Source organism: Prescottella equi, from assembly GCF_020171745.1.
Classification (GTDB): Bacteria; Actinomycetota; Actinomycetes; order Mycobacteriales; family Mycobacteriaceae; genus Prescottella; species Prescottella equi_A.
In genome coordinates, this window is sequence record NZ_JAIVAH010000013.1 from 278,721 (window position 1) to 302,168 (window position 23,448).

Consider the following 23,448-nt stretch of genomic DNA (forward strand, 5'->3'; position numbering starts at 1 on the left):
GCACTTATCGCGCGAAATCCACCTCCAGACGCGCGATAAGTGCGCAAAACGCGAGGACACCGGATCAGAAGAACCACGACTACGAAAGGCATCCCCATGACCACCACCGGACAGCGGCAGGACTCCCCGCCGCCATCCACCGAGTCCGTCGGCGGCCCACTCGCCCGGCTCGGTGCCGCGATGGCCGACAACTTCAAATGGGTGATCACCGCGTGGCTCGTGCTGGTCGTCGCCCTCGGTGCCGCAGCGCCGTCGGTGTTCAGCTCGCTGGCCGGCGCCGGCTGGCAGGCCAACGGCTCCGAGTCGGTGCAGGTGCGCGAACTCGCGCAGGAGCACTTCGGCGGCAACGCGTCGTCGGCGATCCAGGTCGTCGTCCACTCCGACGACAAGCCGCTCGACGATCCGGCCGTGCAGCAGGTGCTCGGCGAGGCGACGTCGGTGCTGACCGCCGACGCCCGCATCGGCGAGGTGATCCCGCCGCAGCCCGGCATGACGATCAGCCCCGACGGGCACACCGGCATCCTGGTCGCCGGCGCGAACGCGAACACCGACGACATGGTGCGCGCGGTCGACGACCTCGGCGGTGACCTGAAGGCGCTCTCGGGCGACGGCATCGACGTCTACCCGACCGGTGCGTCGGCGCTGTGGAGCGACTTCAACAAGGCCAACCACGACGCCATGATCAAGGCGGAGATGATGTCGTGGCCCGTCACGCTCGGCATCATGGTCCTCGCGTTCGGCTCGCTCGTCGCCGCGGGACTGCCGCTGCTGTTGACGATGGCCGGTCTGGTCGCGTCCGCGGGTGCGCTGGTGCTGCTCAACGAGATCACGCCGATCTCGGTGTGGGCCATGAACTTCGCGATGATGTTCGCGCTCGCGCTCGGCATCGACTACGCGCTGTTCCTCGTCGTCCGCTTCCGGGACGCGCTGCGCAAGACTGCGAACGCACGCCTGGCGGTCGCCGAGACGATGGACACCGCGGGCAAGGCCGTGCTGCTGTCGGGCCTGACGGTCCTGGTGAGCCTGTCGGCCGTGCTGCTGGTCCCCGCACCCGCGGTCCGGACGATGGCGGTCGGCATCATGCTCGCGGTCGTGTTCGTGCTCGCCGCGACTTTGACGCTGCTGCCCGCGGTCCTCGCGAAGCTGGGCCGCAAGGTCAACGCCGGTTCGCTGCCGTATGCCAAGAAGCAGCAGAACGAGACCGACGGTTCACCGCTGTTCACCAAGTGGGGCAAGCTGCTCGACCGGCACCCGTGGCCGTTCGCGGTCGGTGCCGTCGCGATCCTGATCGGACTCGCCATCCCGGTGCTGGGCCTCAAGGTCGCGATGCCGTCGATCCAGGTCGTGCCCGAGGACGCCGCCGTGCGTCAGGGCTACGAACTGGTGCAGGAGCAGATGGGTATCGGCGCACCGGGCGCACTGCAGATCGTGGTCCCCGAGGCCGACGCACCCGCTGCGGCCGAGGCTGCGGTAGCCGTCGACGGCGTGGCCGCGGTGACCCCCGCGATGCCGGCATCGGACGGTTCCGGCCTGGTGATGATGCAGGCGCTGCCGACGGTCGACCCGTCGGACCCGGCGCTCGGCGGCACGCTCGACACCCTGCGCGGCGAGCTGCCCGACAGTGCCCTCGTGGGCGGTGCTCCGGCGGAGAACCTGGACCTGCAGACGGCGTTGAACGACTACCTGCCGATCGTCATCGCCGTGATCCTGGTGCTGGGCTTCCTGCTGCTGCTGGTGGCGCTACAGGCCCCGCTGGTCTCGCTGATCGGCACCGTCGTGAGCCTGCTCTCGACCGCCGCGGCGTTCGGTGCGTCGAAGCTGATCTTCCAGGACGGGCACCTGTCCGACCTGCTCGGCTTCACGCCGCAGGGCTTCCTCGACGGCTGGGGTCCGGTGTTCTTCTTCGCGATGATCTTCGCGATCGCGATGGACTACACGGTGTTCCTGCTGTCGACTGTCAAGGAGCAGTACGAGAAGACCGGCAGCGCGCGCGGCGCCCAGATCTCGGGCATGGCGCACTCCGGACGGGTCATCTTCGCGGCCGCGGCCGTCATGGTGGGCGTGTTCTTCAGCTTCGCGCTGGCCGAACCGCTGCCGCCGAAGGAGATGGGCATCCTGCTGGGCATCGCCGTCCTGCTCGACGCCGTCCTGATCCGCCTGGTGCTGTTGCCGGCCCTGCTGCGGCTGACCGGGAACGCGGCCTGGTGGTCGCCGAACTGGCTGCGCAAGGCGCTGCCGAACATCACGTTCTCACACGGGTGATCCCGGCGCCGGATCCGGCGAATGACAGTGGTCACAGCCGGATCCGGCCGGATACCCCTGTGGGTAATCTGGACGTAGAACTAGGAGGTCTCACATGACCGGAGACGAAGAGAGCATCGCCAAGGTGCTCAACCGCCTGCGCCGCGCGCAGGGACAGCTGGCGGGCGTCATTTCGATGATCGAGAACGGCCGTGACTGCAAGGACGTCGTCACACAGTTGGCGGCCGTGTCCCGAGCGCTCGACCGGGCCGGATTCAAGATCGTTGCCACCGGGCTGCGCGAATGCCTGGCCGGCGACGGCACGGCGTCCGAGCCGCTCACCGAGGCCGAGCTCGAGAAGCTGTTCCTGGCCCTGGCCTGAAATCGACCCTGAGGAGTCCGTGATGGAATTGGGAATCTCGACCCGACTTGACACCGAGTTCGACGACGCCATCGCCAAGACACGGGCGGCGTTGCAGGAGCAGGGTTTCGGTGTCCTCACCGAGATCGACATGCAGGCGACGCTGAAGGCGAAGATCGGCGCCGAGATGGAGCAGTACGTCATCCTCGGTGCCTGCAATCCCCAGCTCGCGCATCGCGCGGTCGGCGTGGACCGGCAGATCGGTCTGCTGCTGCCGTGCAACGTCGTCGTCCGCTCCGACGGTGACGGCGTCATCGTCGAGGCGATGAACCCGGCGCTCATGGTCGCGGTGACCGAGGAGCCCGGACTCGAGGCGGTCGCCGCCGAGGCGACGACCCGCCTGCAGGCCGCGATCGACGCGCTGGCCTGACCGGCGTCCTCGGCTGACGGCTGTCCGGCCCGGCTCAGGCCGGAGCCGGGAGCGCCCTGGTCCGAACCTTGTGTGCGGTGTGCACTGCCACCACGCACCAGGCGACGACCAGGGCGCCCAGCAGTCCGGCCGAGAGCAGTCGCGGAATCTCGAAGTCGCCCGCGACACCGAACGCTCCCATTCCCACGGCGCACGCGCCGACCGGGAAGATGAAGCTCCACCAGCTCATGGTGAACGTCAGACCCTGACGGAAGGCGCGGGCCGTCAGGACGCAGACCGCGGCGATCACGACGATCATGACCGTCCCCATCAGCAGCCCGTAGCCGAGGCCGAACAGGTGCAGCGCATTCGCGGTGTCGTGCCCGACGGCGTGTCCGGCCGCGGTGCCCAGATTGTTGGCGGCCGCGATCGACTGCCCGACGATGCCGAGCGGAATCCACATCGTCGGCAGCGCCTGCAGCGGCGGCAGCCCACCGTCGCGGAACTCGCTCGCGACCAGCGAGACGATGAACAGCGCGAAGACCAGCGCCAGCGTGAACAACGCGTAGCAGCCCGCCAGCATCGCGACCCGCGGCAGGCCCTCGGGCAGGTGGGTCACCAGCGCGGCACCGGTCGCGGCCGAGACCATCGGCGGCACCACCGGCATCAGCCACGCGGGAACCGCGGTGCCGCGGTCGGCGACGGCCCGCAGCCGCGCCGCCATCACCGCACTTGTCACGAGGCCCCCGATGGTGCCGATCGCCCACAGGGTGCCCGCGATTCCGAACGCGAGACCGGCCGGGATCACGGTCGAACCGACCGCCGCGGTGCCGGCACCGACGGTGAGCACGGCCATCGGCAGTGCGCCGTAGAACGGGAACATCGTGGCACTGCGCGCATACTCGCGGGCGTGCTCGGTGTGCCGGATCCAGTGCACGGCGAACGCCGTCACCAGCACCGCCAGCAGGGCCACCGCGAGGATCCAGAACGTCAGGGCGATTCCGCGTCGGCCCGGCAGGTTGACCGGGAGCGACGACGTGGCGATGGCGATGATGCCGGTGCCCATCACCACGGCGAACCAGTTGGGTGTCAGGTGGGCCAGACGTGGAGCGGTAAGCATGAAACCAACACTGCCGTTCCGGCGTTGTTCCCGGTAGAAGCCTCGGAGTGGACGGGATACAAACGCGGTTTGTGGGTCTAGCCTTAGTGCTATGCCGCTTTCGAACCGTGTTCCCGAACTCGCCGCGCTGGACGTGCTGGTCGCGGTGGGCAGGCTCGGGAGCATGGGCGCGGCCGGACGCGAACACGGACTCAGTCAGCAGGCCGTGAGCGCCCGCGTGCGCTCCGCGGAGCGTCAGCTCGGGCTGCGGGTGTTCGATCGCGGCGCCGGCGGTGTCCAGCCCACCGCCGAGGGCGCGCTGATCCTGGAATGGGCGTCGGCGATCCTCGACTCCGCCGAGGAGATGGCCTCCGGCGTCGCCGCGCTGCGCGGCGAGCGGGACGCGAACCTGACCGTGGCCGCCAGCATGACGATCGCCGAATACCTGGTCCCGGGCTGGACCGTCGCGATGCGGCGCAAGTACCCCAATGTCGTCACCTCGGTGCGACTGCTCAACTCCACCGACGTCGCCGCCCAGGTACGGGCGGGCGAGGCCGATCTCGGGTTCGTCGAGGGCCCGGTCGCCCCGGACGGTCTGCGCGCGGTCGAGGTCGCGCACGACGAACTGGTGGTGATCGTCCCGCCCGACCACAAGTGGATCGCACGGGCCCCGATCGACCCCAGCGAACTCGCGGCCACCCCGCTGATCCAGCGCGAGCCCGGATCCGGCACCCGCACGACCCTCGAACACGCCGTGCCCGGCTGCGTCGACCCACTGCTCGAACTCACGTCGTGCACCGCGGTCAAGGCCGCGGTCGTCGCCGGTAACGCGCCGGCGGTGGTCTCGTCACTCGCGGTCGAAGCCGACCTGCACGACGGGCGACTCGCATCCGTTCCGGTGCAGGGCCTGCGCATGCCGCGACGACTGCTCGCCGTGTGGGACGGGTCCCGTGGGCTGCGCGGCGCGGCGCGTGACTTCCTCGACATTGCGTGCGGTGGATGATGTTCCGCGCGTGATCAATTCACGATCAGCACGCCGACCAAGGCGATCGTGGCGACCCACACCGTCGACATCGCGGCCAGCGCGAGGGGGCGTGGGCCGACCTTCCTGATGGTGGCGATGTGGACGCCGGTGCCGAGTGCGAACATCGCGGCCGTCAACAGCGCGGTCTGCGCGACCTTGGCGGCGGAAAGGAAACCGTCGGGGAGCACGCCGGTCGAGCGCAGCGCCGCGCACGCGAGGAACGCGACCACGAACAGCGGCACCAGCGGCGGCCGGGTGCCGGTGGTCGCCCCGTCGGACCGGCGACGCTGCTGGAGGCCGATCACGGCCATGACCGGAGCGAGCATCACCACGCGGGCGAGCTTCACGACTGCCGCGACGGCGAGGGCGCCGCCGCCGAGCGCGCCGCCGGCCGCGATGACCTGGGCGACCTCGTGGATCGATCCGCCCGCCCACATTCCGGCCTCCGTCTCGTCCATCCCCATGGCCTGCGAGAGCAGCGGGATCGTGGGGATCATCAGGGTGCCGAAGAGCACGACGAGCGCCACCGCGGTGAGGACTTCCTCCTCCTTGGCGTCGACGACACCGTCCACCGCGGCGGTCGCGGCCGCACCGCAGATCGAGAACCCGCACGCGATCAGCAGACGCTGCGTCCACGACAGCCCGAGCATGCTGCCCATCGCCATGGTTCCGGTGATGCCGAGGGTGACGATCGCGACGACGACGGCGATCATGCCCCACCCGAGCCCCACGATGTCGCTGAGCATCAGCTGCAGCCCCAGCAGGGCGATGCCGACCCTCAGGAGCTTCTTCGACGAGAACGTGAGCCCGGGCCGGATCGTCGCGGGAAGGTGCACGGTGTTGGCGGCGACGGCGCCGAGCACGATCGCGATCAGCAGTGGGCTGACGGTCGGGAGCAGGCGTCCGATGCCCATCGCGACGGCGGTGGCCACGGCGGCGACCGCGACACCCGGCATCAGCGAGGCCGCGGCGGTCCGCGCGCGGTCGGGTGCGGCGGGGACGACGGGCTGCTGGTCGACGCTACTGCTCATGACTTCCAGATTCCGGCACTGAACGGTCGTTCGGTAGACGGCAAAACGGCATGACGGCATATCGATCGGATATGTCAATAGTTCGGCGCATACAATCTGCGAATGCGTCGACGCTGGCCCGACCTCGATGTCCTGGAACTGCTCGTGGGTGTCGACGACCACGGAAGTCTCAGTGCCGCAAGCAGAAACGCGGGAATAGCGCAGCCCAACGGCAGCCGCGCGATCAAGCAGCTCGAGCGGCACCTCGGCATGCCGCTATTGGATCGGCGCACCACCGGATCCACGCTCACCCCGCAGGGCACCGTGATCGTGCACTGGGCGCGACGCCTGCTCGGTGAGGCGCACCGACTGCTCGACGTCGCAGACGGGCTCCGCGCCGAACGCTCCGCGGAGCTGACCATCGGCGCCAGCATGACCGTCGCCGAACACCTGCTCCCCGGCTGGCTCGGCCGCTTCCGGAGCCTCGACACCGACGTCACCATCCACCTCCAGGTGCTCAACTCCACCCAGGTGTTCGAGCGGCTCGAGTCGGGTGCGTGCGACGTCGGATTCGTCGAATCACCGACGCTGCCGCGCGGCCTGAACAGCGTCACCGTCGCGCGGGACAAGCTCGTCGTGGTCGTGCATCCGGCACATCCGTGGACGCGGCGCCGCAAGCCGATCACCGTGGCCGAGCTGGCGCAGACGCCCCTCGTGGTCCGCGAACCCGGCTCGGGCACCCGGACCACCCTCGACGTCGCCCTGCAGGATCTGCCGTGCACGCCGCCGCTGCTCGAACTCGGCAGTGCCGCGGCCATCCGCACCAGCATCATCGCGGGCGTCGGTCCCGCGGTGATGAGCACCCTCGCGATCGCCGATCAGGTGGCCGCGGGCGAGCTGAAGGTCGTCGACGTCGACGGGCTCGTCCTCGAACGCAGCCTGCGCGCGGTGTGGCGCGGAGGGCGTCAGCTGTCCGGTCCGGCCGGCGACCTGGTGCGCATGGTGCGCCGCACCGCCGTCGGCTAGATGCCTCCCGGCTAGACGCCTCCGCTGAAGCCGTGCTGGCGCCAGGCCTCGTACGTGACGACGGCCGCCGCATTGGACAGGTTCAGCGACCGCCGGCCCGGCACCATCGGGATGCGCACCTGTTCGGTGACATGCGGGTCGTCGAGGACCTCCTGCGACAGCCCGGTCGGCTCGGGGCCGAACAACAGGACGTCACCCGGCCGGTAGGCGAGGTCCGCGTACGACGTCGACGCGTGCGCGGTGAACGCGAAGACCCGGTCGGGTCGCAGCGCGGCCCACGCGGCCTCGAGGTTCTCGTGCACCGTGACCGACGCGAGGTCGTGGTAGTCGAGGCCTGCGCGCCGCAGCTTGGGCTCGGACAGGTCGAACCCGAGCGGGCCGACGAGGTGCAGTTCGCAGCCCGTGCCGGCGACCATGCGGATCGCGTTTCCCGTGTTGGGTGGGATGCGGGGCTCGTGGAACATCACTCGGAACACGACGTTCAGCTTGCCAGGCGCGGACGGCGCGCCGCCGGGCGGATCGCACCGGTCGAAATTGTCGGTGGGCGAGGGCAGCATGGGACACATGACCGGAGAAATCGTCGAGATCGTGGGGGAGGACTTCTCCGATGCCCGCTTGACCGGGGAGAAGTGGAGTCGGCAGCACTACACCGCGTGCTCGTTCCGCGATGCCGACCTGTCCGAGTTGAACACCGAGTACGTGGTCTTCACCGAATGCGACTTCACCGGTGCCGATCTCACCGACTCGCACCACCACGGCAGTGCGTTCCGGTCGTGCATGTTCGCGCGGACCACGATGTGGCACAGCAGCTTCCGTAGCTGCAGCATGCTCGGATCGATCTTCGTCGACTGTCAGATGCGGCCCCTGGTGCTCGAGGAGGTCGATTTCACGCTGGTATCGATGGGCGGTGCGGACCTGCGGGGGCTGGACTTCACGGACTGCCGCTTCCGGGAGGCCAACCTGGTGCAGGCCGATCTGCGCGGCGCCGTGCTGCGCTCGGTGAACCTGTCGGGAGCGCGGGTCGAGGCCATCCGGCTCGAGGGCGCCGATCTGCGCGGTGCACACGTCGATCCCGGGCTGTGGACCGCCGCGAAACTCGACAAGACGCAGGTCGAGCTGACGCAGGCGGTCGCCTACGCGGTCGCGCACGGGCTGACCGTCGAACCGTGGTGAAGCTGCCGGTCAGCGCACGAGTTCGTGCGCCAGCAGGTCCATCAGGAGCCCGTCGCGCCACACACCGTCGGCGCCCCGGCAGTACTCGCGCATGACGCCGACCTCACGGAACCCCACCTTGCGGTAGCACGCGATCGCCGCCGCGTTCGCGGACTCGGGGTCGATGACGATCCGGTGGAAGCCGAGGTCGTCGACGAGGTGCGTGCACAGCGTCCGGACCGCTTCGGTTCCCAGACCCTGCCCGTGCACGGCGCCGTCGAGGAACAGGTCCAGACCGGCGTGCCGGAACTCGGGGTCGGACTCCTGGTACCACTGCGCGAAGCCCACGACACGGTCGCCGAGGAACACCGTGTACGCGACGGTGCCGGGCTCGGTGGTCGGCCAGTCCGCGTCCGGTTCCTTCCACCATCGGCTCACCTCGGGGAGCCGATGGATCTCGCGCAGTCGCTCGTGGTGGGATGGCTGGACGGGGGTCAACAGGACACGTGGACCGCGAAGATCCGGAGCCGGTGACATCCAGCGACCCTAGCCTGGAACAATGGTCGCCGTGACTGCAACGATCCTGGATGGCAAAGCAACCCGCGACGAGATTTTCACCGACCTCGAGGCCAGGGTGGCAGCCCTGAAGGAGAAGGGCATCACGCCCGGACTGGGCACGATCCTCGTCGGCGAGGATCCCGGTTCCGCATCCTATGTGCGCGGCAAGCACAACGACTGCGCGAAGGTGGGCATCACCTCGATCCGCCGCGACCTGCCGGCCGACATCACGCAGGAAGAGCTCGAGGCCACGATCGACGAGCTCAACGCCAACCCCGAGTGCACCGGCTACATCGTGCAGCTTCCGCTGCCCAAGCATCTCGACGAGAACGCCGCCCTCGAGCGCATCGACCCCGAAAAGGACGCCGACGGCCTGCACCCGGTGAACCTGGGCCGCCTGGTCCTCGGCAAGGAGGCGACGCTGCCGTGCACCCCGCGCGGCGTCGTGCACCTGCTGCGCCGCTACGAGGTGCCGATCGACGGCGCCCACGTCACGGTCGTCGGCCGCGGCGTCACGATCGGCCGCCCCATCGGGCTGCTGCTCACGCGCCGCTCGGAGAACGCGACGGTCACGCTGTGCCACACCGGCACCAAGGATCTCGCCGCCGAGGTGCGCCGCGCCGACATCGTCGTCGCCGCAGCCGGCGTCGCCGGGCTGATCACCGCCGACATGGTCAAGCCGGGTGCCGCGGTTCTCGACGTGGGCGTCAGCCGCACCGCCGACGGACTGCGCGGTGACGTCGCCGACGACGTCCGCGAGGTCGCCGGCTTCATCTCGCCGAACCCCGGTGGCGTCGGACCGCTCACGCGTGCCTTCCTGCTCAGCAACGTCGTGGAGCGGGCCGAGCAGCTCGCCGGTCAGTCCGACTAGGCATTGTCCGTGACGCAGTTCGTGCGCAGGAATTGGCCGTTGCTCGCCGTCCTCCTCGTGGTGGCGGCGGCCTTCGTGCTGGTTCTCGCCGACCGCTGGCGACGTGGCGCCCTCGTTCTCGGGGGCGCCATGGTGCTGGCGGCATTGCTGCGTGCAGCGCTGTCGTCCGACCGGGTCGGGCTGCTCGCCGTGCGTGGCAAGGGATTCGACGTGGCGGCGATGGCGCTCGTCGGCGCCACGATCATCGCGCTGGCGGCGTCGATCGACCCGCTCGGGACCGACTGACGCGCTGACCGGACTTCCGGGAGTTCGTGCTCAGCCCCGGCGGGCAGCGCGCGCCAGTTCCATCGTCTCCTTCAGGAGTTCGGCGACCGCGTCCGCCTCGGTGAGGAAGCCGTCGTGGCCGTCCTTCGAAACCAGGACCCGCAACCGGTCGCTGCCGGCGAGCCCGTCCGCGAGTTCCTGCTGCAGGCGCAGCGGATACAGCCGGTCGGAGTCGACGCCGCCCACGATCACCGGCACGTTCGTCGACGCCAGCGCCGCAGCGACGCCGCCGCGGCCACGGCCGACATCGTGCCGGTTCATGGCCTCGGTCAGCAGTACGTACGTGGCGGGATCGAAGCGGGCGACCAGTTTCTCGGCCTGATGGTCGAGGTAGCTCTGGACCGCGTAACGGCCACCGTCCCAGGGGTTCTCGTCGTTCTGCGCGTCGTTGGAGAAGCGGGAATCGAGTTCGGCTTCGGTGCGGTAGGTCAGGTGCGCGATCCGGCGGGCCAGTCCCAGACCGTTCCGCGGGATCCGTCCGGTGCCGTGGTAGTCGCCACCCTGCCATTCGGGGTCGCTCGTGACGGCGGCGATCTGGGTGGTCTGGGTGCCGATCTGATCGGCGGTGGCGCGCGCGCCGACGGCGAGGACCAGAGCCGAGTCGACCCGATCGGGGTGACCGACGATCCACTCGAGCGTCCGCATGCCGCCCATCGACCCGCCCACGACAGACGAGAAGCGATCGATGCCGAGCACGTCGGCGAGGGCCACCTCGGCGGCCACCTGGTCGCGGATGGAGATCTCGGGGAAGCGCGAACCCCACACCGTGCCGTCGGCGGCGATGGAACCGGGGCCCGTCGTGCCGCGGCAGCCACCGAGCACGTTGGTGGCGATCACGCACCACTCGTTCGTGTCGATCGGGGCGCCCGGGCCGACCATACCGTCCCACCAGCCTGGGGAGGGGTGCTCGGCGTCCGCCGGTCCCGTGACGTGCGAGTCGCCGGTCAGGGCGTGCTCGACGAGGATCACGTTGTCCCGGTCGGTCGCCAGCTCACCCCACCGCTGGACGGCGAGCGTGACGTCGGGGAGAACCACACCGCTCTCGAGCTCGAGCGAGCCGATGTGGACAAAGCACAACTGCCCGTCCGGCGGGGGGAACCCCGCCGGACGGGCGTTGCGAACGGAGCTGACGGTCAAGATGCGGCCGCCGCGAAGCCGGCGTCGAGGTCGGCGAGGATGTCGTCGATGCCTTCGATGCCGACTGCGAGTCGGACCAGTCCCGGGGTGACGCCCGACGCGAGCTGCTCCTCGGGGGTGAGCTGCGAGTGGGTGGTCGACGCCGGGTGGATCACCAGCGAGCGCACGTCACCGATGTTGGCGACGTGGCTGTGCAGGGTCAGCGCGTTGACGAACTTCTTGCCGGCTTCGACGCCACCGGCCAGCTCGAACGCGACGATCGCGCCGGTGCCGCGCGGGGCGATCGTCTTGGCGCGCTCGTGCCACGGCGACGAGGGCAGACCGGCGTAGTTCACCGACGAGACCTCCGGGCGGGCCTCGAGGTACTCGGCGACGGCCTTGGCGTTGGCCACGTGCCGCTCCATGCGCAGGCTCAGCGTCTCGATGCCCTGCGAGATGAGGAACGCGTTGAACGGCGAGACGGCCGAACCCAGGTCGCGCAGTAGCTGCACGCGAGCCTTGAGCGCGAACGCCGGTGCGCCCAGGTCCGCGTAGACGACGCCGTGGTAGCTGGGGTCGGCGGTCGTGAAGTTGGTGTGCCGGCCCTGCGTCCAGTCGAACTTGCCGCTGTCGACGATCACGCCGGCGACCGCGGTGCCGTGGCCGCCGAGGTACTTGGTGGCCGAGTGGACGACGATGTCGGCGCCGTGCTCGAACGGACGGATCAGGTACGGGCTCGCCACGGTGTTGTCGACGATCAGCGGGATGCCGTTCTCGTGCGCGACCTTCGAGATCCCCGGGATGTCGAGGATGTCGTTGCGCGGGTTGGAGATCGACTCGCCGTAGAACGCCTTGGTGTTCGGGCGGATCGCGGCGCGCCACTGCTCGATGTCGTCGGGATCCTCGACGAACGAGACCTCGATGCCCAGCTTGCGCAGCGAGTAGTGGAACAGGTTGTACGTGCCGCCGTACAGGCGCGGGCTCGACACGATGTGGTCGCCGGCCTCGGCGAGGTTGAGGATCGCGAACGTCTCGGCGGCCTGGCCGGAGGCGAGCAGCAGAGCGGCGACGCCACCCTCGAGTGCGGCGATGCGCTGCTCGACGGCGTCCTGCGTCGGGTTCATGATGCGGGTGTAGATGTTGCCGGGCTCGGCCAGACCGAACAGCGCCGCGGCGTGATCGGTGCTGTCGAACGTGTACGACGTGGTCTGGTAGATCGGCAGTGCGCGGGCGTTGGTGGCTCCGTCGGGCGACTGTCCGGCGTGGACCTGCTTGGTCTCGAAGCTCCAGTTCGCCGTCGGGTCGACTGCGTCCGTGATTTCGGTCATGAGTCGTTCTACTCCAGGGTGTCAAGTCTGCAGATGAGGTTGGCGCAGCAGAGTCTGCGCGCCTGGGGACCGGCTACTCGCGACAACTACACATGAAGAACCTCCGGTGGGGCATGGCCCGGTCAGTGGGTCCGTCCCAGCGGACCCGCGCTTGTCTCCCGGCTCGAGTCGGAAGACCTGGTCATCACCCGGGGCACCCCACCGCGGTTGGAGGGTTGCCGGCCAGCGAGCCGGGGCTTGACGCTGACACTCATGACCTGGCCGTGATCTTAGCGGCAGAAACGGGCACACGGAAAGGAGGGGGCAGAACTTTCAGCCCGAGGGGTGGCGAACTCTGCAAAGTTACCGGTAAGTAGGTGTCTCGAGTCAGGGGGCATGGTTGCGCTCCGAAGCAATAGCAGTACGCTCGTCATGTTTGGGTCGTCCCTGCCGAGGGGGATCCGAACCGTCTACGTTTGATAATTGAACCGTTGGCGGGTCCACTCACAAAGTGGCCCGTGCACCCCCAGTACCCAGGGAACGGAACCAGGGACACTTCCTAGGAGGACGCGAAGCCCCCATGTCCAAGATCAAGGTCGAAGGCAAGGTCGTCGAACTCGACGGCGACGAGATGACGCGCATCATCTGGCAGTTCATCAAAGACAAGCTGATCCATCCCTACCTGGATGTCGATCTCGAGTACTACGACCTGGGGATCGAGCATCGCGATGCCACCGACGACCAGGTCACCATCGACGCCGCGGAAGCGATCAAGAAGCACGGCGTCGGCGTCAAGTGCGCCACGATCACCCCGGACGAGGCTCGGGTCGAGGAATTCGGCCTGAAGAAGATGTGGCGTTCGCCGAACGGCACCATCCGTAACATCCTGGGCGGCACGATCTTCCGCGCGCCCATCCTGATCTCGAACGTCCCGCGCCTGGTCCCCGGTTGGACCAAGCCGGTGATCGTCGGCCGTCACGCCTTCGGTGACCAGTACCGCGCCACCGACTTCAAGGCTCCCGGCGCCGGCACCGTCACCATCACCTACACCCCGGACGACGGCTCCGAGCCGATCCAGCACGAGGTGTGCCGCCTGCCCGAGGACGGCGGCGTGGTCATGGGTATGTACAACTACAAGAAGTCCATCCAGGACTTCGCCCGCGCCTCGCTCGCGTACGGCCTGCAGCAGAACTACCCGGTGTACCTCTCCACGAAGAACACCATCCTCAAGGCCTACGACGGCATGTTCAAGGACGAGTTCCAGAACATCTACGAGACCGAGTTCAAGGCCGAGTTCGACGCCGCGGGTCTGCACTACGAGCACCGCCTCATCGACGACATGGTCGCCTCCTCGCTCAAGTGGGAGGGTGGCTACGTCTGGGCCTGCAAGAACTACGACGGTGACGTCCAGTCCGACACCGTTGCGCAGGGCTACGGCTCGCTGGGTCTGATGACCTCCGTGCTGATGACGCCGGACGGACGCACGGTCGAGGCGGAGGCCGCACACGGCACCGTCACGCGCCACTACCGCCAGCACCAGCAGGGCAAGCCGACGTCGACCAACCCGATCGCGTCGATCTTCGCCTGGACCCGGGGCCTCGAGCACCGCGGCAAGCTGGACAACAACCCGGAGCTGATCGACTTCGCTCAGCAGCTCGAGGACGTCGTCATCAAGACCGTCGAGAACGGCCAGATGACCAAGGACCTCGCACTGCTGGTCGGCCCGGACCAGGCATGGCAGACTACCGAGGAGTTCCTCGCGACCCTCGACGAGAACCTGCAGAAGGCACGCGCGTAATCGCGTAACCCTTCACCGAAACGGGACGTTCCCTTCATGGGAACGTCCCGTTTCCATTTCCCCACTACCGTCGGACGTCTCGTTCGCACCGTCCCCGGAAGGCTCCACTTCTTGACCGTCTCGGCCACCGTTCCCGCGCCCGCCGGCCACCGACTCGAGACCGCCGGGCGTCGCCGTGCGATGCTCGCCCTCGCGATGGGCGGGTTCGGCATCGGCACCACCGAGTTCGTCGCGATGGGCCTGCTGCCGCAGATCGCCGGCGGTCTGGGGATCTCCGAGCCCACCGCCGGACACGTCATCACCGCGTACGCGCTCGGCGTCGTGGTGGGCGCTCCGGTCATCGCGGCCCTGACCGCGCGGGTGCCGCGCAAGACGCTGCTGATCGCGCTCATGGTCGCGTTCACCGTCGGCAACGCCGCGACGATCGTCGCACCGAACTACGGCGGACTGCTCGTCGCGCGCTTCGTCGCGGGGCTCCCGCACGGCGCGTACTTCGGGGTCGCGTCGCTGGTCGCCGCATACCTCGCCGGACCCGGGCACCGCGCGAAGGCCGTCGCGATGGTGATGAGCGGGCTCGCGGTCGCCAACGTCGTCGGCGTCCCCGCCGCGACCTGGATCGGGCAGGGGCTGGGCTGGCGCAGCGCGTTCGGTCTCGTCGCGATCATCGGTGCGGCGACGGTCGCGGCCATCGCCGCATGGGTGCCGGCCCTGCACGACGTCCGCACCACCGACCCGCGGACCGAACTCGCGGCACTGCGCCGTGGGCAGGTGTGGCTCACGCTCGTCGTCGCGACCGTCGGCTTCGGGGGCATGTTCGCGGTGTACACCTACGTCGGCTGGACCATGACGGACGTCGCCGGGCTCCCGGTGTCGCTGGTGCCGGTGGCGCTCATGGTCTACGGGCTCGGCATGGTGGCCGGCAACATCTTCGGTGGCCGGCTCGCGGACCGCGCGCTCACCCGCGGATTGTTCGCGATGCTCGGTGCGCTCGTGGTGGTCCTGGCGCTGTTCGCGGTCGCCGCGCACAACCCGTACACCGCGATGATCGTGCTGTTCCTCGTCGCGGCGGCCGGATCGGCGCTCGTGCCGGGACTGCAGACCCGGCTGATGGACGTCGCCGCCGACGCGCAGACCCTCGCGGCCGCCCTCAACCACTCGGCGCTCAACGTCGCGAACGCGTTCGGTGCGTGGATCGGCGGCGTCGTGATCGCCGCCGGCCTCGGCTACACCGCGCCCGCGCTCGTCGGATCGGCGCTCGCGCTCACGGGGGCGGCGGTGCTCGCGGTCGCGGTGGTGACGGCGCGTCGGTGATGTCCGATACGGTTCTTCGCGTGCCGCACATCATCACCACCGTCAACGTCAACGGCGTCCGCGCCGCCGCACGCAAGGGCCTGCTCGAATGGCTCGCCGGATCCCAGGCCGACGTCGTGTGCCTGCAGGAGACGCGCGCGACCGACAAGCAACTGCACGAGACGCTGGCACCGGCTCTGGACCAGGGCTGGCACGTCGCCTCCGCGGAACCGTCGGCGAAGGGACGCAATGGTGTCGCGGTGCTCTCGCGCCGGCCCGCCGATGCCGTCCGGATCGGGTTCGGCGACGACGAGTTCGCGGACGCCGGACGCTACATCGAGGCCGACTTCGACGCGCTCACCGTCGGCAGCCTGTACCTCCCGACCGGAGAGGCGGAGACGCCCAAGCAGGAGCAGAAGGAACGCTTCATGGCGTCGTTCGCGGCGCACCTGGCGAGCAGCGCCGCGGCGGCCGCAGCGGCCGGACGCGACGTGCTGGTGTGCGGCGACTGGAACATCGCTCACACCGAACGGGACATCAAGAACTGGAAGGGCAACGTCAAGAAGTCGGGCTTCCTGCCCGGTGAGCGTGCCTGGGTGGGCGCCCTGCTCGCCGACGGTGCCTGGGTCGACGTCGTGCGCGACCTGCACCCGGACGTCGACGGTCCGTACTCGTGGTGGTCGTACCGCGGCAAGGCGTTCGACACCGACGCCGGCTGGCGCATCGACTACCACCTCACCACCCCAGGCCTCGCCGAGCGGGCCAAGGAGGCCCGCGTCGAGCGGGCCGCGACGTACGCCGAGCGCTGGTCCGACCATGCGCCCGTCACCGTGCAGTTCCGCTGATGGCGGCACCACGCCGAAAGAGCCCGATCGTCGCGCTGCTGGTCGCGCTCGTCGGGCTCGCGGTCGCGGTGTTCGTCGGCACCCAGAACAGCGGCGACGAGAAGACTCCCGTCACGTCGTCGGTGACGGTCACGAGCAGTGCCGCCGCGCCTGCGAAGGCCACGACCACCACTTCCACCACGGCCACCCAGCAGCCGAACGGCGTACCCCAGGCCGCGTGGGCCACGCTGGCGGCGATCGACGCCGGGCGCTGGCCGCCGGACGACGCCCCGGGCACGCAGGGCGGCCGGACGTTCGGCAACCACGAGGGCCGGTTGCCCGCGACCGCCGGTGGGCAGAAGGTCCGCTACCAGGAGTGGGACGTGAACCGGAAGCAGAACGGGCGGGGCCGGGACGCCGAGCGCATCGTGACCGGCAGCGACGGGTCCGCGTGGTACACCGACGACCACTACGAGACGTTCGCGAGGATGCGCTGATGACACCCACGCCGACATTCCCGCCCGGGCTGTCGCTGCTGGTCGCCGACCCGCGCCGCACCGCGGGCATCGAGGAGGACCTGCGCGGCGCCCGTCCGGTGCGACACGTGCGGGCCCGGCGGATGCCGACCGTCGCGGCGCTGTTCGACGAATTCGCCGCAGCCCTGCAGTTCCCGTACTACTTCGGCCGCAACAAGGACGCGTTCGACGAGTGCTTCGGCGAGATCGCCGACACCGTCGGCGCCGGCCCGGTGGTGCTCGTGCTCGACGCCGACACGCTGCTGAACGAACAGCCGACCGAACTGTCGTGGTTCGCGGAGGCCACAGGCCACACCGACGCGTCGATCGTGCTGCAGGCACGGCCCGGACACGCGGATACCGTCTCCCACCGGTTTGCCGCCGTCGGCGTGCACCTCCCTCGCAGCGCCGATCCCGGCGCGTGAAAGTATCGGGGATTATGTCGAGCACCGCAGAGAACCCCACGACCGCACCGACAGCGAAGCCCCGCGTCCTGTCCGGTATCCAGCCCACCGCCGACTCGTTCCACCTCGGCAACTTCCTCGGTGCGCTGCAGCAGTGGGTGCCCCTGCAGGACGACTTCGACGCCTTCTACTTCATCCCCGACCTGCACGCGATCACCGTGCCGCAGGACCCGAAGGAGCTGCGCCAGCGCACCCTGCGGGCCGTCGCGCAGCTGCTCGCGCTCGGCATCGATCCGGAGCGGTCGACGCTGTTCGTGCAGAGCCAGGTGCCCGAGCACGCCGAGCTGGCGTGGGTTCTCAACTGCATCACCGGTTTCGGTGAGGCCAGCCGCATGACCCAGTTCAAGGACAAGTCGGCCAAGCAGGGCAGCGACCATGCCAGCGTCGGCCTGTTCACCTACCCGGTGCTGATGGCAGCCGACATCCTGCTCTACCGCCCGCAGCGCGTGCCGGTGGGCGAGGACCAGCGCCAGCACCTCGAGCTCGCACGCGACCTCGCCGGCCGGTTCAACACCCGCTTCGGCAAGACGTTCGTGATCCCCGAGCCGCAGATCATCAAGGGCACCGCCAAGATCTACGACCTGCAGGACCCGACGTCGAAGATGAGCAAGTCCGGCCCCACGCCCGCCGGCCTCATCAACCTGCTCGACGACCCCAAGGTCTCGGCCAAGAAGATCAAGTCCGCCGTCACCGACAACGAGCGCGAGATCCGGTTCGACCCGCAGAACAAGCCCGGTGTGAGCAACCTGCTGACGATCCAGTCGGCGCTGTCCGGCAAGAGCATCGACGACCTCGTCGCGGGATACGAGGGCAAGGGCTACGGCGATCTCAAGGCCGACACCGCCGAGGTGCTCGGCGAGTTCGTCACGCCGCTGCGCGCGAAGGTCGACGGCTACCTCTCCGACCGCGCCGAGCTGGACCGCATCCTCGCGTCCGGTGCCGATCGGGCCCGTGAGGTCGCTGCCCGGACACTCGGCCAGGTCTATGAGAAGGTGGGATTCCTGACGACCAGGAGGTAATCCGTACATGGCCGACGCCGCGCCCAGCTTTCTCGACAGGCAGCGTGCGGCGCGGCCGTGGCTCGATCACCTGGTCCGCGCGGGCGGTCGCTACCAGCAGCAGAAGGGCGACTACTACGCCGCCGGGATCACGTACTTCACGATCCTCGCGATCGTCCCGATCCTCATGGTCGCGTTCGCGATCGCCGGTTTCGTGCTTGCGGGGCATCCCGAATGGCTCACCGAGATCCAGGACCAGGTCAGCAAGAACATGCCGGGCGGCCTCGGTGAGACCGTCAACGGGCTGATCGATTCGGCGATTTCCGCACGCACCGGCGTCGGTGTGCTGGGCCTGCTCGGCGCCGCGTACGCCGGCATCGGCTGGATCACGAACCTGCGGGACGCGCTGACGGTGATGTGGGAGCACACCCACGAGGCCGGCAACTTCGTGATCACGAAGCTCAAGGACTTCGCGGCGCTCCTCGGCCTGGGCGCGGCGATGCTCGTCACGTTCGGTCTGTCCGCGCTCAGCAACGGACCCGTCGCGCGCCAGGTTGTCGAATGGCTCGGCGCCGAGAACGTCACCGGGGTCGGGGTGGTGCTGCGCATCGCGTCGTTCGCGATCGGACTGCTCGCCACGTGGGCGCTGCTGACCTGGGTGATCGCGCGCATGCCGCGGGAACCGGTGACGCTGCGCAGCGCCGGACGAGCCGCGTTCGCCGCGGCGATCGTGTTCGAGATCTTCCGGCAGGTGGGCGCGATCTACCTGACCGCGATCAGCCAGGGCCCGGCCGGCGTCGCGTTCGGCCCCATCCTCGGTCTGCTGGTGTTCAGCAACCTCACCGCGCGGCTCATCCTGTTCGCCACCGCGTGGGCGGCCACTGCCCGGGAGAACCTCGCGAACGCGTTCGTGCCGCCGCCCGAGGCCGCCGTCATCGAGCCCCGCGTCCAGGTCCGTGAGGGCGCGACGGTGAAGGAGGCGCTGGCGCTCACCGGCGCCGGCGCGCTCGCGGCGATCGGGTTGGCCGGCCTGTGGCGGCGCCGCGGCGACTGAGCCTGGCGACGCTGATCAGCGTCGCCGGCGGCGCGTGATCGCCCGGGCCCAACCCAGCAGTCCGACAACGATTCCGGACCCGACGATGCCCACTGCCACCCGGCCGGCGACGTCTTTGTTCGGCAGGTCCGAACCCGACGCCAGATCCATGCCCCCGGGACCGTGCGTGTCGGATCCCGCCACCTGCACCGCGGGCTCGTCCGAGGACTGCGGATCCACGAGAACACCCACCGAGACGGCGGGGTCGAGCGCCCATCCGTACTCGAGCAGACGCGCGACCTGCTCCCACGGACGGATCGGCAGCACGTCCGCCGCCATCAGCGTGACCGCGAGGCGTCGGCCGTCACGTTCGGCGCCGCCGACGAACGTCTGACGGGCGTCGTCGGTGTACCCGGTCTTGCCGCCCAGGGCGCCCGGGTAGTTCGCGAGCAACTGGTTGTCGTTGAAGATCGGGTACGGCTCGACGGGCTTGTCGTCGGGCTTCGCCGGGTCGGCTGGATGTCCCGGGAACATGACGGTGTCCGTCGTGATCAGCTGCGCGAACGTCGGGTTCTGCATCGCCGCGCGGAAGAACAGCGCGAGGTCGTACGGCGACGTCGACATGCCCGGGCCGTCGAGGCCGGAGACGGACGCCGTCCGGGTGTCCAGCGCACCCAGGGACGCGGCCTTGGCGTTCATCTTGGCGACGGTGGCCTGCTCGCCGCCGAGTTGCTGTGCGAGGGCCTGGGCGGCGTCGTTGCCGGACCGCATGACAAGCCCCTGCATCAGTTGCAGGTTGCTGTATGTGCCGCCGGCGCCGAGGCCCACCGAGCTGCCCTCCATGGACGCGGCCTCGGCGTTCGCCACGATCGTCGTGTCCAGGTCGAGTTCGTCGAGCGCCACGAGCGAGAGCAGCACCTTGATGGTGCTGGCGGGCCGGTAGCGGCCGTGCGGGTCCTTCGCGGCGAGCACCTGACCGGTGTCGAGGTCGGACAGCACCCACCCGGTCGCGGAGATCTCGGCGGGTAGCGGCGGGGTCCCGGGCGCGGCGACGATGCCGCAGTTGCCGAGGGCCTCGCCGCCGACGGGCTCGTCCGGCACCGGAACGGGCGCCGGCGCCGTCTCACCGGGACGCGGCACCTCCGACAGGTCGATCGCGGGCGGTGGCGACAGGCGGTGCGGGCACGCGTCGGTGTTCGGCGTGCTGAACGGGGGAGTGGTGGTAGGCGCGACGGCCGGGTCCGCCACGAGGGGAGCCTGCCCGGCGAGGGGCAGAGCCACGGCGGGAGCGCCCCCGGCACACAGGACGAGTGCGGAGGCAGTGGCGGTCAGGAGGATTCGCCGCCGCGCGGACTTCGGGTGAGCAGCCATAACGAAATTCCAGGGTAGGCCCTCAAACGCGTAATGCGCACTTGACGCTGCCCCGAACTGGTCGGGATCAGCGCCAAGTGCGCAAAACGGTGGTGCTGTGGGTGCCTACGAAGGCATCACTTGCGGGCGAACAGCAGCGCGCGCTTGACTTCCTGGATAGCCTTCGTCACCTGGATGCCACGGGGGCACGCGTCGGTGCAGTTGAAGGTCGTGCGGCAGCGCCACACGCCGTCCTTGTCGTTCAGGATGTCGAGACGCTCGGACGCGCCCTCGTCACGGCTGTCGAAGATGAAGCGGTGCGCGTTCACGATCGCGGCCGGGCCGAAGTAGGTGCCGTCGCTCCAGTACACCGGGCACGACGTGGTGCAGCAAGCACACAGGATGCACTTGGTGGTGTCGTCGAACCGGGCACGGTCCGCCTGCGACTGGATGCGCTCGCGGGTCGGCTCGTTGCCCGTGGTCATGAGGAACGGCTTCACGGCGCGGAACGCGTCGAAGAAGGGCTCCATGTCGACCAGCAGATCCTTCTCGACCGGCAGACCCTTGATGGGCTCGACGGTGATGGTGATCGGCTTGCCGTCCTTGGGCAGCATGTCGCGCATCAGGACCTTGCAGGCCAGACGGTTGACGCCGTTGATCCGCATCGCGTCCGAACCGCACACGCCGTGCGCGCAGGACCGACGGAACGTCAGGGTTCCGTCCAGGTAGCCCTTCACGTACAGCAGCAGGTTCAGCAGACGGTCGGTCGGCAGGGTGGGAACCTGGAAGCTCTCCCAGCGCTGGCCCTCGCCGTCCTCCGGGTTGAACCGGGCGATCTTGAGGGTGACCATGACCGCGCCCTCGGGGACGGGCGGCAGCGCGGGTGCGTCCTTGTCCATGACAGGTGCGGACATCAGTACTTACGCTCCATCGGCTCGTAGCGGGTCTGGACAACCGGCTTGTAGTCCAGACGGATCGGCGAGATGAGGTCCGATCCCTCCTTGTACGCCATCGTGTGCTGCATGTACTCGGCATCGTTGCGATCCGGGTAGTCCTCGCGGGCGTGGCCGCCACGCGATTCCTTGCGGTTGAGCGCACCGACGACCGTGACCTCGGCCATTTCGAGCAGGAAGCCCAGCTCGACGGCCTCGAGCAGGTCGCTGTTGTAGCGCTTGCCCTTGTCCTGGACCGTGATGTGGTTGTAGCGCTCCTTGAGCGCCTTGATGTCCTTCAGCGCCTGCGACAGCGTCGCCTCGGTGCGGAACACCGACGCGTTGTTGTCCATCGACTGCTGCAGCTCGGTGCGGATGTCCGCGACGCGCTCGTGGCCGTGGTCCGAGAGGATGACCTCGAGCCACTTCTCCACGTTCGCGGCCGGGTTCTCGGGCAGCTCGACGAAGTCGGACGTCTCGGCGTGTGCCGCCGCAGCGATACCGGCACGGCGACCGAAGACGTTGATGTCGAGCAGCGAGTTGGTGCCGAGGCGGTTCGCACCGTGCACCGAGACACACGCGCACTCGCCGGCTGCGTACAGGCCGGGAACGTGGTCCTCGTTGTTGCGCAGCACCTCACCGTTGATCTTGGTGGGGATGCCGCCCATCACGTAGTGGCAGGTCGGGTAGACCGGCACGAGCTCGGTGACCGGGTCGACGCCCAGATAGGTGCGCGCGAACTCGGTGATGTCGGGGAGCTTCTCCTCGAGCACGTCCTCGCCGAGGTGCGTGACGTCGATGTAGACGTAGTCCTTGTTCGGACCGGCACCGCGACCCTCGAGCACCTCGAGCACCATCGAGCGGGCGACGATGTCGCGCGGCGCGAGGTCCTTGATGGTGGGGGCGTAGCGCTCCATGAAGCGCTCGCCGTCGGCGTTGCGGAGGATGCCGCCCTCGCCTCGGACAGCCTCCGAGATGAGGATGCCCAGGCCGGCGAGGCCTGTCGGATGGAACTGGTGGAATTCCATGTCCTCGAGCGGCAGGCCCTTGCGGAAGATGATGCCCATGCCGTCACCGGTGAGGGTGTGCGCGTTGGACGTCGTCTTGTACATGCGACCCGAGCCACCCGTGGCGAAGACGATCGACTTCGCGTGGAAGACGTGGATCTCGCCGGTGGAGAGCTCGTAGGCGATGACACCGGTCGCGACCGGACCCTCGGGGGTCTCGGTCAGCGCGATGTCGAGCGCGTAGAACTCGTTGAAGAACTCGACGTCGTGCTTGACGCAGTTCTGGTAAAGCGTCTGCAGGATCATGTGGCCGGTGCGGTCGGCGGCGTAGCACGCGCGGCGAACCGGGGCCTTACCGTGATCGCGGGTGTGACCACCGAAACGACGCTGGTCGATCTTGCCCTCGGGGGTGCGGTTGAACGGAAGACCCATCTTCTCGAGGTCCAGCACCGCGTCGATGGCTTCCTTGGCCATGATCTCGACGGCGTCCTGGTCGGCGAGGTAGTCGCCGCCCTTGACGGTGTCGAAGGTGTGCCACTCCCAGTTGTCTTCCTCGACGTTCGCCAGAGCGGCGCACATGCCGCCCTGAGCGGCACCGGTGTGGCTACGAGTGGGGTACAGCTTGGTCAGGACCGCGGTGCGAGCGCGGGGCCCGGCCTCGATGGCTGCGCGCATGCCAGCGCCACCGGCGCCGACGATGACGACGTCATAACGATGTTCCTGCATGAAGTCTCTGCTC

Annotated in this window: 24 protein-coding genes and 1 riboswitch; of the genes, 15 read left to right on the forward strand and 9 right to left on the reverse strand. The window is 69.1% G+C overall.

Going from position 1 to position 23,448, the window contains the following annotated elements; all coding sequences use genetic code 11:
• The first annotated feature begins 96 nt into the window (after nt 1-96).
• The 3 genes from LCL87_RS11405 (at nt 97) to LCL87_RS11415 (ending at nt 3,032) form a co-directional block, all read left to right on the forward strand.
• Nucleotides 97-2,262, forward strand: coding sequence for an MMPL family transporter (locus tag LCL87_RS11405; RefSeq protein WP_225019624.1), 2,166 nt, complete (start codon nt 97-99; stop codon nt 2,260-2,262).
• Between the two features lie 94 nt (nt 2,263-2,356).
• On the forward strand, nt 2,357-2,623 hold the full coding sequence (locus LCL87_RS11410) for a metal-sensitive transcriptional regulator (RefSeq protein WP_225019626.1): 267 nt from the start codon (nt 2,357-2,359) through the stop codon (nt 2,621-2,623).
• Nucleotides 2,624-2,645: 22 nt separating this feature from the next.
• Nucleotides 2,646-3,032: a DUF302 domain-containing protein gene (locus LCL87_RS11415; RefSeq protein WP_225019628.1), complete on the forward strand. Its 387-nt coding sequence runs from the start codon at nt 2,646-2,648 to the stop codon at nt 3,030-3,032.
• 34 nt (nt 3,033-3,066) lie between these two features.
• Here the strand turns inward: LCL87_RS11415 and LCL87_RS11420 are convergent, their stop codons facing one another.
• Nucleotides 3,067-4,131: a TDT family transporter gene (locus LCL87_RS11420; protein WP_225019630.1), complete on the reverse strand. Its 1,065-nt coding sequence runs from the start codon at nt 4,129-4,131 to the stop codon at nt 3,067-3,069.
• A 91-nt stretch (nt 4,132-4,222) separates the two neighbouring features.
• On the opposite strand from LCL87_RS11420, the gene LCL87_RS11425 reads away from it, so the two are divergent.
• Nucleotides 4,223-5,113 carry a LysR family transcriptional regulator gene (locus tag LCL87_RS11425; protein ID WP_225019632.1) on the forward strand — a complete coding sequence of 297 codons (891 nt, stop codon included), beginning with the start codon at nt 4,223-4,225 and terminating at the stop codon, nt 5,111-5,113.
• Between the two features lie 14 nt (nt 5,114-5,127).
• Here the strand turns inward: LCL87_RS11425 and LCL87_RS11430 are convergent, their stop codons facing one another.
• On the reverse strand, nt 5,128-6,165 hold the full coding sequence (locus LCL87_RS11430; RefSeq protein WP_225019634.1) for a putative sulfate exporter family transporter: 1,038 nt from the start codon (nt 6,163-6,165) through the stop codon (nt 5,128-5,130).
• A gap of 102 nt (nt 6,166-6,267) precedes the next feature.
• Here LCL87_RS11430 and LCL87_RS11435 point away from each other — a divergent pair, with 102 nt between their 5' ends.
• Nucleotides 6,268-7,170: a LysR family transcriptional regulator gene (locus tag LCL87_RS11435; protein ID WP_225019636.1), complete on the forward strand. Its 903-nt coding sequence runs from the start codon at nt 6,268-6,270 to the stop codon at nt 7,168-7,170.
• Between the two features lie 11 nt (nt 7,171-7,181).
• On the opposite strand, the gene LCL87_RS11440 is transcribed toward LCL87_RS11435, so the two are convergent.
• Nucleotides 7,182-7,646, reverse strand: coding sequence for a tRNA (cytidine(34)-2'-O)-methyltransferase (locus LCL87_RS11440; protein WP_225020006.1), 465 nt, complete (start codon nt 7,644-7,646; stop codon nt 7,182-7,184).
• Between the two features lie 79 nt (nt 7,647-7,725).
• Between LCL87_RS11440 and LCL87_RS11445 the strand changes: the two genes are divergently transcribed.
• Nucleotides 7,726-8,343 (forward strand): pentapeptide repeat-containing protein, encoded by a 618-nt coding sequence (locus tag LCL87_RS11445; protein ID WP_225019638.1) that lies wholly within the window; start codon nt 7,726-7,728, stop codon nt 8,341-8,343.
• A gap of 9 nt (nt 8,344-8,352) precedes the next feature.
• Here LCL87_RS11445 and LCL87_RS11450 read toward each other — a convergent pair whose 3' ends face one another.
• The gene (locus tag LCL87_RS11450; protein WP_225019639.1) at nt 8,353-8,859 is read right to left on the reverse strand and encodes a GNAT family N-acetyltransferase; all 507 of its coding nucleotides are present in this window, start codon (nt 8,857-8,859) and stop codon (nt 8,353-8,355) included.
• A gap of 31 nt (nt 8,860-8,890) precedes the next feature.
• Here LCL87_RS11450 and LCL87_RS11455 point away from each other — a divergent pair, with 31 nt between their 5' ends.
• Both LCL87_RS11455 and LCL87_RS11460 read left to right on the forward strand, forming a co-directional pair.
• On the forward strand, nt 8,891-9,751 hold the full coding sequence (locus LCL87_RS11455; RefSeq protein WP_225019640.1) for a bifunctional methylenetetrahydrofolate dehydrogenase/methenyltetrahydrofolate cyclohydrolase: 861 nt from the start codon (nt 8,891-8,893) through the stop codon (nt 9,749-9,751).
• Between the two features lie 9 nt (nt 9,752-9,760).
• Complete coding sequence (locus tag LCL87_RS11460) at nt 9,761-10,036, forward strand: DUF3017 domain-containing protein (protein WP_225019641.1); 276 nt, start codon at nt 9,761-9,763, stop codon at nt 10,034-10,036.
• Nucleotides 10,037-10,066: 30 nt separating this feature from the next.
• Here LCL87_RS11460 and metX read toward each other — a convergent pair whose 3' ends face one another.
• Both metX and LCL87_RS11470 read right to left on the reverse strand, forming a co-directional pair.
• Complete coding sequence (metX, locus tag LCL87_RS11465) at nt 10,067-11,212, reverse strand: homoserine O-acetyltransferase MetX (protein ID WP_225019642.1); 1,146 nt, start codon at nt 11,210-11,212, stop codon at nt 10,067-10,069.
• A complete protein-coding gene (locus tag LCL87_RS11470; protein WP_225019643.1) occupies nt 11,209-12,519 on the reverse strand; it encodes a bifunctional o-acetylhomoserine/o-acetylserine sulfhydrylase in 1,311 nt (436 codons plus the stop codon). The genes metX and LCL87_RS11470 overlap by 4 nt, the downstream gene beginning before the upstream one ends.
• 142 nt (nt 12,520-12,661) lie before the next feature.
• Nucleotides 12,662-12,777: riboswitch (SAM riboswitch) on the reverse strand.
• A 301-nt stretch (nt 12,778-13,078) separates the two neighbouring features.
• Here LCL87_RS11470 and LCL87_RS11475 point away from each other — a divergent pair.
• From LCL87_RS11475 to yhjD, 7 genes are all read left to right on the forward strand, one after another.
• Nucleotides 13,079-14,296, forward strand: a complete 1,218-nt coding sequence (locus tag LCL87_RS11475; protein WP_225019644.1) for an NADP-dependent isocitrate dehydrogenase — start codon at nt 13,079-13,081, stop codon at nt 14,294-14,296.
• A 111-nt stretch (nt 14,297-14,407) separates the two neighbouring features.
• Nucleotides 14,408-15,607 (forward strand): MFS transporter, encoded by a 1,200-nt coding sequence (locus LCL87_RS11480; RefSeq protein ID WP_510850742.1) that lies wholly within the window; start codon nt 14,408-14,410, stop codon nt 15,605-15,607.
• Nucleotides 15,608-15,627: 20 nt separating this feature from the next.
• Nucleotides 15,628-16,431, forward strand: a complete 804-nt coding sequence (locus LCL87_RS11485) for an exodeoxyribonuclease III (RefSeq protein ID WP_225019645.1) — start codon at nt 15,628-15,630, stop codon at nt 16,429-16,431.
• Complete coding sequence (locus LCL87_RS11490; RefSeq protein ID WP_225019646.1) at nt 16,431-16,907, forward strand: ribonuclease domain-containing protein; 477 nt, start codon at nt 16,431-16,433, stop codon at nt 16,905-16,907. Before LCL87_RS11485 ends, LCL87_RS11490 begins: the two co-directional genes overlap by 1 nt.
• Entirely contained in the window at nt 16,907-17,350 is a 444-nt protein-coding gene (locus tag LCL87_RS11495; RefSeq protein WP_225019647.1) for a barstar family protein, read from the forward strand. Before LCL87_RS11490 ends, LCL87_RS11495 begins: the two co-directional genes overlap by 1 nt.
• Before the next feature lie 14 nt (nt 17,351-17,364).
• Complete coding sequence (gene trpS / locus LCL87_RS11500) at nt 17,365-18,408, forward strand: tryptophan--tRNA ligase (protein WP_225019648.1); 1,044 nt, start codon at nt 17,365-17,367, stop codon at nt 18,406-18,408.
• A 7-nt stretch (nt 18,409-18,415) separates the two neighbouring features.
• The gene (gene yhjD, locus LCL87_RS11505) at nt 18,416-19,441 is read left to right on the forward strand and encodes an inner membrane protein YhjD (RefSeq protein ID WP_225019649.1); all 1,026 of its coding nucleotides are present in this window, start codon (nt 18,416-18,418) and stop codon (nt 19,439-19,441) included.
• 15 nt (nt 19,442-19,456) lie between these two features.
• On the opposite strand, the gene LCL87_RS11510 is transcribed toward yhjD, so the two are convergent.
• The 3 genes from LCL87_RS11510 to sdhA form a co-directional block, all read right to left on the reverse strand.
• Complete coding sequence (locus tag LCL87_RS11510) at nt 19,457-20,791, reverse strand: D-alanyl-D-alanine carboxypeptidase family protein (protein WP_225019650.1); 1,335 nt, start codon at nt 20,789-20,791, stop codon at nt 19,457-19,459.
• Between the two features lie 116 nt (nt 20,792-20,907).
• A complete protein-coding gene (locus LCL87_RS11515; protein ID WP_225019651.1) occupies nt 20,908-21,684 on the reverse strand; it encodes a succinate dehydrogenase iron-sulfur subunit in 777 nt (258 codons plus the stop codon).
• Complete coding sequence (gene sdhA, locus LCL87_RS11520) at nt 21,684-23,435, reverse strand: succinate dehydrogenase flavoprotein subunit (protein WP_225019652.1); 1,752 nt, start codon at nt 23,433-23,435, stop codon at nt 21,684-21,686. The genes LCL87_RS11515 and sdhA overlap by 1 nt, the downstream gene beginning before the upstream one ends.
• Nucleotides 23,436-23,448 lie beyond the last annotated feature (13 nt).

Excerpts from the sequence above, each read along its gene's own strand:
- LCL87_RS11470 (WP_225019643.1), bottom strand. The coding sequence starts at position 12,519 with ATGACCGAAATCACGGACGCAGTCGACCCGACGGCGAACTGGAGCTTC.
- LCL87_RS11420 (WP_225019630.1), bottom strand. The coding sequence starts at position 4,131 with ATGCTTACCGCTCCACGTCTGGCCCACCTGACACCCAACTGGTTCGCC.
- LCL87_RS11450 (WP_225019639.1), bottom strand. The coding sequence starts at position 8,859 with ATGTCACCGGCTCCGGATCTTCGCGGTCCACGTGTCCTGTTGACCCCC.
- LCL87_RS11495 (WP_225019647.1), top strand. The coding sequence starts at position 16,907 with ATGACACCCACGCCGACATTCCCGCCCGGGCTGTCGCTGCTGGTCGCC.
- LCL87_RS11405 (WP_225019624.1), top strand. The coding sequence starts at position 97 with ATGACCACCACCGGACAGCGGCAGGACTCCCCGCCGCCATCCACCGAG.
- sdhA (WP_225019652.1), bottom strand. The coding sequence starts at position 23,435 with ATGCAGGAACATCGTTATGACGTCGTCATCGTCGGCGCCGGTGGCGCT.
- LCL87_RS11430 (WP_225019634.1), bottom strand. The coding sequence starts at position 6,165 with ATGAGCAGTAGCGTCGACCAGCAGCCCGTCGTCCCCGCCGCACCCGAC.
- LCL87_RS11410 (WP_225019626.1), top strand. The coding sequence starts at position 2,357 with ATGACCGGAGACGAAGAGAGCATCGCCAAGGTGCTCAACCGCCTGCGC.
- LCL87_RS11475 (WP_225019644.1), top strand. The coding sequence starts at position 13,079 with ATGTCCAAGATCAAGGTCGAAGGCAAGGTCGTCGAACTCGACGGCGAC.
- trpS (WP_225019648.1), top strand. The coding sequence starts at position 17,365 with ATGTCGAGCACCGCAGAGAACCCCACGACCGCACCGACAGCGAAGCCC.
- yhjD (WP_225019649.1), top strand. The coding sequence starts at position 18,416 with ATGGCCGACGCCGCGCCCAGCTTTCTCGACAGGCAGCGTGCGGCGCGG.
- LCL87_RS11445 (WP_225019638.1), top strand. The coding sequence starts at position 7,726 with ATGGGACACATGACCGGAGAAATCGTCGAGATCGTGGGGGAGGACTTC.
- LCL87_RS11510 (WP_225019650.1), bottom strand. The coding sequence starts at position 20,791 with ATGGCTGCTCACCCGAAGTCCGCGCGGCGGCGAATCCTCCTGACCGCC.
- LCL87_RS11415 (WP_225019628.1), top strand. The coding sequence starts at position 2,646 with ATGGAATTGGGAATCTCGACCCGACTTGACACCGAGTTCGACGACGCC.
- LCL87_RS11425 (WP_225019632.1), top strand. The coding sequence starts at position 4,223 with ATGCCGCTTTCGAACCGTGTTCCCGAACTCGCCGCGCTGGACGTGCTG.
- LCL87_RS11490 (WP_225019646.1), top strand. The coding sequence starts at position 16,431 with ATGGCGGCACCACGCCGAAAGAGCCCGATCGTCGCGCTGCTGGTCGCG.
- LCL87_RS11435 (WP_225019636.1), top strand. The coding sequence starts at position 6,268 with ATGCGTCGACGCTGGCCCGACCTCGATGTCCTGGAACTGCTCGTGGGT.
- LCL87_RS11515 (WP_225019651.1), bottom strand. The coding sequence starts at position 21,684 with ATGTCCGCACCTGTCATGGACAAGGACGCACCCGCGCTGCCGCCCGTC.